Here is a 6,874-nt window from a genome sequence, read left to right on the forward strand (position 1 = left end):
GCAGGACGTCCGGCCGACCACCGACGAGCGCGCCGAGCTGGTGGCCCCGAGCAAGGAGAACGCCCAGCTCGAGCGGGCGAGGCGGGCGTTGGTGCGCCGTTCCCGGGCGTCAGCTCCGGCCATCCCCACTGGGAGCAGGACAGCCGCGGGGACGCGCCGTGGAGCGAATGAGCGGAGATGCACCGCTGCTCGGCTTCTGCAGCCGAACTCTCAGTCGGTGCCACCAGGGCCGCGGATCATCCGGCTCCACAGGGGCGTCCGGCAGCGCCGAAAAGACGCCGGCCTTTGCCTGCCAGCTGCTGAGCACGCCACGGAACGTCGGGTGGGGTTCGTGCGGTAGAGGGCCCCATCGAGAAGCCACTGCGATCTCCTTTGGCTAGTCCGTTACCGTTAACGTGAACGCTAACGTGATTCTTGCTCAGGGAGCGGATTCCGTCAACGCCCGCCGCCGGACGGCTCACGACCCGCCGGTGGCGTTCCTGTCGCTGCCTTGCTCTCGTGTCGGTGCCGGGCTGGCGATGGCGCGGCAGGCCGGTGAACCTGATTGACTTGGACACAGGGCGGCACAGGAACAGAAGTGAGTGGGCAGCGTGGCCGGACAGCGGGAAACGGAAGACCAGCGGGCGCGGGGTGTGAGAACTGCCAAGCGCGTCACGCTCCGCGACGTCGCTCAGGCGGCAGGCGTGTCCCATCAGACCGTCTCCCGGGCGATCAACGGCAAGGGGGAGATCGACCCGGGGACTCAGCAACGCGTGCTCGAAGTCGCAAGGCAGTTGCGGTACCGGCCCAGCCGGTTCGGCCGGGGGCTGGTCCGCCCGGACGTCATATCCGTCGGGCTCATCGTCCCCGACGTGGTCAACCCTTTCTTCCCGGAGTTCGTGGCAGGAGTGATCGCGGCCGCGGACGAACGCGACTGGCAGGTGCTCGTGGCCAGCACCGAGAACGACCGGTCCCGGGAGCTGGCCCTGGTCCGCTCACTCGGCCAGCAGGTTGACGCTCTGGTCGGCTACATCAGCCATGCCGATGCGCAGCTCGAGCCGTACGTGGGCACCGTGCCGCTGGTCGTGGTCGATCGCGGGCTGGATTCGTCGAACCACGCGTTGGTCCACATCGACACCGCGGCCGGGATCCGGGCCGGGCTGCAACACCTCGTCGACCGGGGTCACCGCCGGATCGGCATGATCGACTGCGAGTGCTTGAGCGCCCCGATGGTCCGGCGCCGCACCTTCCTCGAAGTCGCCCGCGAACATGCGCTGCCCGTCGACGAGGGCTGGATTGTCATGGGTGAGCAGTCCCCGGCCGGGGGCGCCGCCGCGTTCGAGGCGCTGTACGCCGCGCGCCCGGATCTCACTGCCGTGGTCGCCTTCAACGACCTGGTTGCGATCGGCGCGCTCCGGGCCGCCCGCCGGCTCGGCGTCCACGTACCGGACGACTGCGCATTGGTCGGCTACGACGGGCTGAGCGTCGTCGATCTGGTCGACCCGCCACTGACCACCCTCCACCTCGACAAGCGACGGCTGGGCGAGCTGGCCATCCACCAAGTCGAACGACTCCTCGCAGGCGAACTGCCACCCCCTATCGTCCTGACACCGAGCTTGACCGTCCGCGGCACGACGTGACCCACCTTCGGGCCGTGGCGTGACGCTGGACTTGGACGGGACCCTTTGTTCCTCTCGTCACGGCTTCCACGAGCCGCTGAAGCCACTTGCGGTGGCTGTGACGTTGTCCAGCGGCCCCGGTGTGACGTCTTTCAGCGGCCCCAGTTGATGAAGATTCTTTGTGTCTCCTGGACGTCTTCAAGTGACCCCGGGTATTGGTTCGCGCCGGGACCACGTGAGGGGGCTTGCCCTTTTCCTTCGGGGGCTCGGGGCGCCTGAGGCTTTGGTCGTAGGTCGCAGCTCGGTGGTGAAGTGATCGGCAGCAAAGGAAGATCGGTGATGTGGAATCTTCTCGTTTTGATGTGGACGCCTTCCTGCAGCAGCCGCTCACCGCTCGTATCGCGACGAGCGGGCCGGCGGTGCGTCCTGTCTGGTTCCTCTGGGAAGAGGGAGCCTTCTGGACCTTGACAGGCCCTTGGGCCCGGTTGTTCGACCGCGTGAAGGACGACCCGAACGTCGCCCTCGTGGTGGACGAGTGCGATCTCGCGACGGGGTGTGTCCGACAGGTGATCGCTCGGGGCCAGGCCGAGCTTGTGCCCTTTGACGTGCCGAGGGGGCGGCGCAAGCTCGCCCGCTATTTGGGTGCGGACGAGGCTTTGTGGGACGAGCGTTTCGTGCACTACCTGCACGATGATCCCGGCGAACGAGGCACGATGTGGCTGCGTTTGGTGCCTGCCTCGCTCACCGCGACGGATCTCAGCTACTCCGTGGCGTCGTGACGGTGTCCTTCGCGGCGTCGTTCTTCTGCGCCTTCGTGCGGGCGAGGCGGTAGGACTCGGTTCCGGTCTCGATAAAGGTGGCGTTGAACGTGAGGCGGTCCACGCTCGCCGCGCAGAGCCGTGGATCGGTGGAAGTCCGGCTCCGGCCAGTGAACGCCTCGTTGGAAAGCGATCGCGACGCAGTTCGACTGATCGCGGGCGGTGATCGACTCCTTTCACCTGCGGGCGGCCCGGCGGGGCCCAAAAGCGGGCCCAGCCCCGGTCGACCGCGCACGGCCGGGCAGCAAGCACCACGTCCTCACCGATGGCCAGGGCATCTCGCTCGCGGTGTCGCTGACCGGCGGCAACCGTAGCCACGCGGCCGGCATGGTCCCCATGATGCCGACCTCCATTACCTGTCCGCGGTGCAGTGAAGGAGCCGTCGCTGTCCCGGTTGTCGCGGCTGACCCTGGCGTGCCCGGTGCCGCATCCGTGACCCTGACGGTCCTGGTACAACCGGGCACCTGTTAATCAAGATTCAAGCATTAGGGTGCGACCGTGCGTGTACTCCTGGTGGAAGACGACGAGCCGGTCGCCGAGTCGCTCCGGCGCGGGCTCAAACGGTACGGCTATGACGTGGAGTGGGTCACCACGGGCGCGGCGGCGCTGGCCCACTCGGGCCCCTACGACGTCGTACTCCTTGATCTCGGGCTGCCGGACACCGACGGCCTCGACGTCTGCAAGGCGCTTCGTGCCCGCGGCGACGTGCCGATCATCGTGATCAGCGCCCGCAGCGAGGAGACGGACCGCGTGGTGGGGCTGGAACTGGGCGCCGACGACTACGTCTCCAAGCCCTTCGGCGTCCGGGAGGTCATAGCGCGCATACGCGCGGTGATGCGCCGTCTGCAGCCGCGTACCTCCGCGGCGGAGACCGGTCCGGAGCGGTACGGCCTCCGGCTGACCGTCGACCGCAGGGCTGCCCGCGTCCACCTGGACGGCGAGGAGGTGGCACTCGCTCCCAAGGAGTACGACCTGCTGGCCTTCCTCACCGAGGAGCCGGGAGCCCTGATGTCGCGTGAGCAGATCATGGAAGCGGTCTGGGACGCCAACTGGTTCGGCCCGACCAAGACGCTCGACGTGCATGTGGCGGCGCTCAGACGCAAGCTGGCGGGTGCGATCGTGATCGAGGCGGTGAGGGGCGTCGGGTTCCGTCTGGTGATCCCTGAGGGCGACACCGCGCCATGATCCGCCAGCTGATCGTCAGTTACGTCCTGCTGGTGGCCGTCGCTCTCGCCGCGTTCACCGTGCCGGTGGCCTTCACACTGACCGCGCAGCTGCGCGGGGACACCGAGGAGTCCGTACGGCGCGAGGCGAAGACCATGGCGCTGCTCCTGGCTGACGGGGGCGACGACGCTCGGGTGGCCCTGGACCGCATCGCGGCGGCCTATGCGCGCCAGACACCCGGCCGGGTCGACGTGCTGCCCTCCTCGGCGGCGCCCACCGGTACCACCGACCACTGGGGCAGCGGCGCGTTGCAGGTGACGGTCCCGGCGAAGGCGGCCGACGGGCACCTGGTGGGCGCCGTCCGGATCACGTACCCGACCCGCGACCTCACCCGTCGGCTCTGGCAGATCTGGGGTTTCAGGGCGGCCCTCGCGGTCGCCGTCCTCGGGGTGGCGGCGCTGATCGGCGCCGTGGTGGCCCGCCGTCTGACCCGGCCGCTGCGCCAGCTCAACGACATGGCGAGCAGGTTCAGTGACGGCGACCTGACGGCCAGGTCCCCTGTGACCGGCCCCCAGGAGACCCAGACCTTGGCCCGCACGCTGAACCAGGCCGGGGAGCGGCTTGACACGTTGATCGCCTCCCAGCGCATCTTCGTGGCGGACGCCTCCCACCAGCTCAGGACCCCGCTCACCGCGCTGAGACTGTCGCTGGACAACATCGCGGACGGCGTGGACGACGAGTTCGTGAAGGAGGACGTGGAGCAGGCGACGGCCGAGGTGGTGCGGATGAGCCGGCTGGTGAACGGTCTGCTGGTGCTGGCGCGGGCGGAGGCGAAGGTCGCGGCGGCGGAGCCGCTGGCGCTGAAGGAGATCATCGCCGAACGCCTCGCTGTGTGGAGGCCGGCCGCCGACGAACGCGGAGTCACCATCGCGCTCGGGGGAAGTGTCGACGACCGGCTGCTGGTGCTGGCCGGCCCGGGCAATCTGGACCAGGTGCTGGACAACGTGCTCTCCAACGCCCTGGAGGTCTCACCGGACGGCGGCACGATCACCTTCCGGGTGGAGTCCGGGGGCGACGAGGTGGTGCTGTCGGTGCTGGACGAGGGACCGGGCATGACGGATGCGGAGAAGTCCCGGGCGTTCGACCGTTTCTGGCGCGGTCAGGGCCTCACCGGGCGCTCCGGCTCGGGCCTCGGCCTCTCCGTCGTCAAGCAGTTGGTGACGGACGACGGCGGCACGGTGGTCCTGCGGGACGCGCCCGGAGGCGGGCTGTGCGTGGTGATCAGCCTTCGGGCATCGCCGAGGAGTGGTGGTTGACGATCAGCCAATTGCCGTTGGGCTGCTTCTCGTACTCGTAGGTGTAGCGGGCCTCGACGGTCCTCTTCGTGCCCGTCTTCGGGTCGACGACCGTGAACTGGTAGACGCCGGTGTCGATGGCGGAGTTCCCATCGAGGACCTTGACGATGGTTCTGATCTTCTTGCCGACCGGCTTCTTGCGCAGGAAGTGCTGGAAGTAGTCCTCGATCTCGGCGTGGCTGGTGCGGATCTTGTTGGAGACGGTGGGCAGCAGGACGGCGTCGTTCGCGTAGCGGTCGGCCACCTTCTTCGGGTCGCCGGTCTTCAACGCGGCGTTCCAGCCCTCGAAGAGGGCGGTGATCTCCGCCTTGGTGGGCCTTGCGTCCGGGTGGCGGGGGCCGGCCGCGCTGACGCCGGCCACGGTGAGGGTGGTGACGACGGCGGTGGCGGTGGCGAGGCCGACGCGTATGCGGGTCTTACGGGTCATCGCTTCTCCAGTGCGCTCGAGCTGGGGTTTGTGGGTTTCTCCCTCTCTTCGGGAGTGACTCCAGACTCGCGAACCACCGGTCAGGGCCCGTGCAGCGGGCATAAAGGATGCGCCCAGCACTCGTACAATTCGCGCACCCGGATCGCGCCGTAGTGGCGGCGCCACCACCACTACGGCCACGGCCTCATCGTCGTCCGTGATCCCTCCCAGCCGCTCCCGCCGTGGGCCTCGGGTCCGACGGCCCGCCAAGCTCCACGCGGACAAGGGTTATGACTACGACCACCTGCGGAGATGGCTCCGCAAAACGAGGCGTCCGCCACCGGATTGCCCGCATGGGCATCGACTCGTCCCAGCGGCTTGGGCGGCACCGCTGGGTGGTCGAGCGCTCAAGTCCGGCCCAGTGGGGGACCGTTCACCAATCAGGCGGATGCCCGTACGACAAGGCGAGTCGGGGTGACCATGGAGGACAGCGAGTGGCCGCTGTCTCCCGACGGGGACTTCTCCGGCGCGCGGTTGAACAGCACCCGTGCCATCAGGCGTCCCATGCCCTCGATGTCCTGGTGCACGGTGGTCAGGGGCGGCGACGTCGCTTCGGCGATGGGCGCCAGGTCGTCGAAGCCGACGACGGCCACATCCGCCGGCACACTGCGGCCCCGTTCCCGCAGCACCCGCAGGGCACCGGATGCCATGAGGTCCGAGGCGACGAAGACCGCGTCCAGATCCGGGCACCGATCGAGAAGCAGGGTCATGGCGTCGGCTCCGCCCTGCAGCGTGAAGTCGCCCTCTGCGATCAGCCGGGGCGGGGCGTCCGGGAGCACATCGCGGTAGCCCTCCAGACGGTCGATCGCGGAAGCCTGGTTGAGAGGCCCGGTGATGGATCCGATGTGTCGGCGGCCCCGTGACGTGAGGTATCGGACGGCTTCCCTGGCTCCGCCGCGGTTGTCGGCGTCGACGTAGGTGTAGCCGTGGCTGCGGTGTCCCGAGCCGATGACCGGGCGGCCGCCGAAGACGGCGGGAAGGCCCATCTGCTCGACCATGCCCGGCAATGGGTCGTCGGCTCGCAGCGAGAACAGCAGCGCGCCATCCACGTGGCCGCCGCCCAGGAAGTTGCCCACGCGCGGATAGTCGTCCGGCTCCTCGATGAACAGCAGCACCGGCTGCGCTCCTTGCTGGACGAGTTCCTGCCGGATGCCACGGAGATGGCAGTCGAAATAGGGGTCCACGAAGAGCCGGTTCTGAGGTTCGGTGACCACAACGGCGACAGCGTTGTTGCGGCGGGTGACCAGGCTGCGGGCGGCTTGGTTGGGTACGTAGCCGAGTTCGGCGACCACTGTTCGGACGCGTTCGGCGACCGCGGCTCGCACCCTTGGCTCACCGTTGATCACACGCGACACGGTGGACTTCGAAACCCCTGCCCTGCGCGCTACGTCCTCGAGTGTCGGGCGTTGTCCGTTCGGTCGCTCAGTCAACACCGTCTCCACTGGGAGGGCAGTTCATCGGGCGTTGGACAGG

The 6,874-nt window shown here is 68.6% G+C and carries 6 protein-coding genes and 3 pseudogenes; 6 read left to right on the forward strand and 3 right to left on the reverse strand.

What is annotated here, in order from left to right; genetic code table 11:
- The first annotated feature begins 581 nt into the window (after positions 1–581).
- A complete protein-coding gene (locus tag C3488_RS13355) occupies positions 582–1,619 on the forward strand; it encodes a LacI family DNA-binding transcriptional regulator (RefSeq protein WP_374955415.1) in 1,038 nt (345 codons plus the stop codon).
- 341 nt (positions 1,620–1,960) lie between these two features.
- Positions 1,961–2,377: a pyridoxamine 5'-phosphate oxidase family protein gene (locus C3488_RS13360; protein ID WP_103839606.1), complete on the forward strand. Its 417-nt coding sequence runs from the start codon at positions 1,961–1,963 to the stop codon at positions 2,375–2,377.
- On the opposite strand, the pseudogene C3488_RS42560 reads toward C3488_RS13360, so the two are convergent.
- Positions 2,355–2,583, reverse strand: a pseudogene (locus C3488_RS42560) (ATP-binding protein); the annotation flags it as partial. The gene C3488_RS13360 and the pseudogene C3488_RS42560 overlap by 23 nt on opposite strands.
- Here C3488_RS42560 and C3488_RS42565 point away from each other — a divergent pair.
- From C3488_RS42565 to C3488_RS13375, 3 genes and pseudogenes are all read left to right on the forward strand, one after another.
- A pseudogene (locus C3488_RS42565) lies at positions 2,570–2,758 on the forward strand (transposase); the annotation flags it as partial. The pseudogenes C3488_RS42560 and C3488_RS42565 sit on opposite strands and share 14 nt — an antisense overlap.
- A 156-nt stretch (positions 2,759–2,914) precedes the next feature.
- Positions 2,915–3,601 carry a response regulator transcription factor gene (locus C3488_RS13370; protein ID WP_103839608.1) on the forward strand — a complete coding sequence of 229 codons (687 nt, stop codon included), beginning with the start codon at positions 2,915–2,917 and terminating at the stop codon, positions 3,599–3,601.
- Positions 3,598–4,896 (forward strand): HAMP domain-containing sensor histidine kinase, encoded by a 1,299-nt coding sequence (locus C3488_RS13375; RefSeq protein ID WP_103839609.1) that lies wholly within the window; start codon positions 3,598–3,600, stop codon positions 4,894–4,896. The genes C3488_RS13370 and C3488_RS13375 overlap by 4 nt, the downstream gene beginning before the upstream one ends.
- Here C3488_RS13375 and C3488_RS13380 read toward each other — a convergent pair.
- Positions 4,862–5,362 (reverse strand): SgcJ/EcaC family oxidoreductase, encoded by a 501-nt coding sequence (locus C3488_RS13380; protein WP_103839610.1) that lies wholly within the window; start codon positions 5,360–5,362, stop codon positions 4,862–4,864. The genes C3488_RS13375 and C3488_RS13380 overlap by 35 nt on opposite strands.
- 217 nt (positions 5,363–5,579) lie before the next feature.
- On the opposite strand from C3488_RS13380, the pseudogene C3488_RS13385 reads away from it, so the two are divergent.
- Positions 5,580–5,751 (forward strand): annotated as a pseudogene (locus C3488_RS13385) (IS5/IS1182 family transposase); the annotation flags it as partial.
- 30 nt (positions 5,752–5,781) lie between these two features.
- Here C3488_RS13385 and C3488_RS13390 read toward each other — a convergent pair.
- Entirely contained in the window at positions 5,782–6,831 is a 1,050-nt protein-coding gene (locus C3488_RS13390; RefSeq protein ID WP_103839620.1) for a LacI family DNA-binding transcriptional regulator, read from the reverse strand.
- Between the last annotated feature and the right edge of the window lie 43 nt (positions 6,832–6,874).

The sequence above is a fragment of the Streptomyces sp. Ru72 genome (assembly GCF_002920635.1).
Lineage (GTDB): Bacteria > Actinomycetota > Actinomycetes > Streptomycetales > Streptomycetaceae > Streptomyces.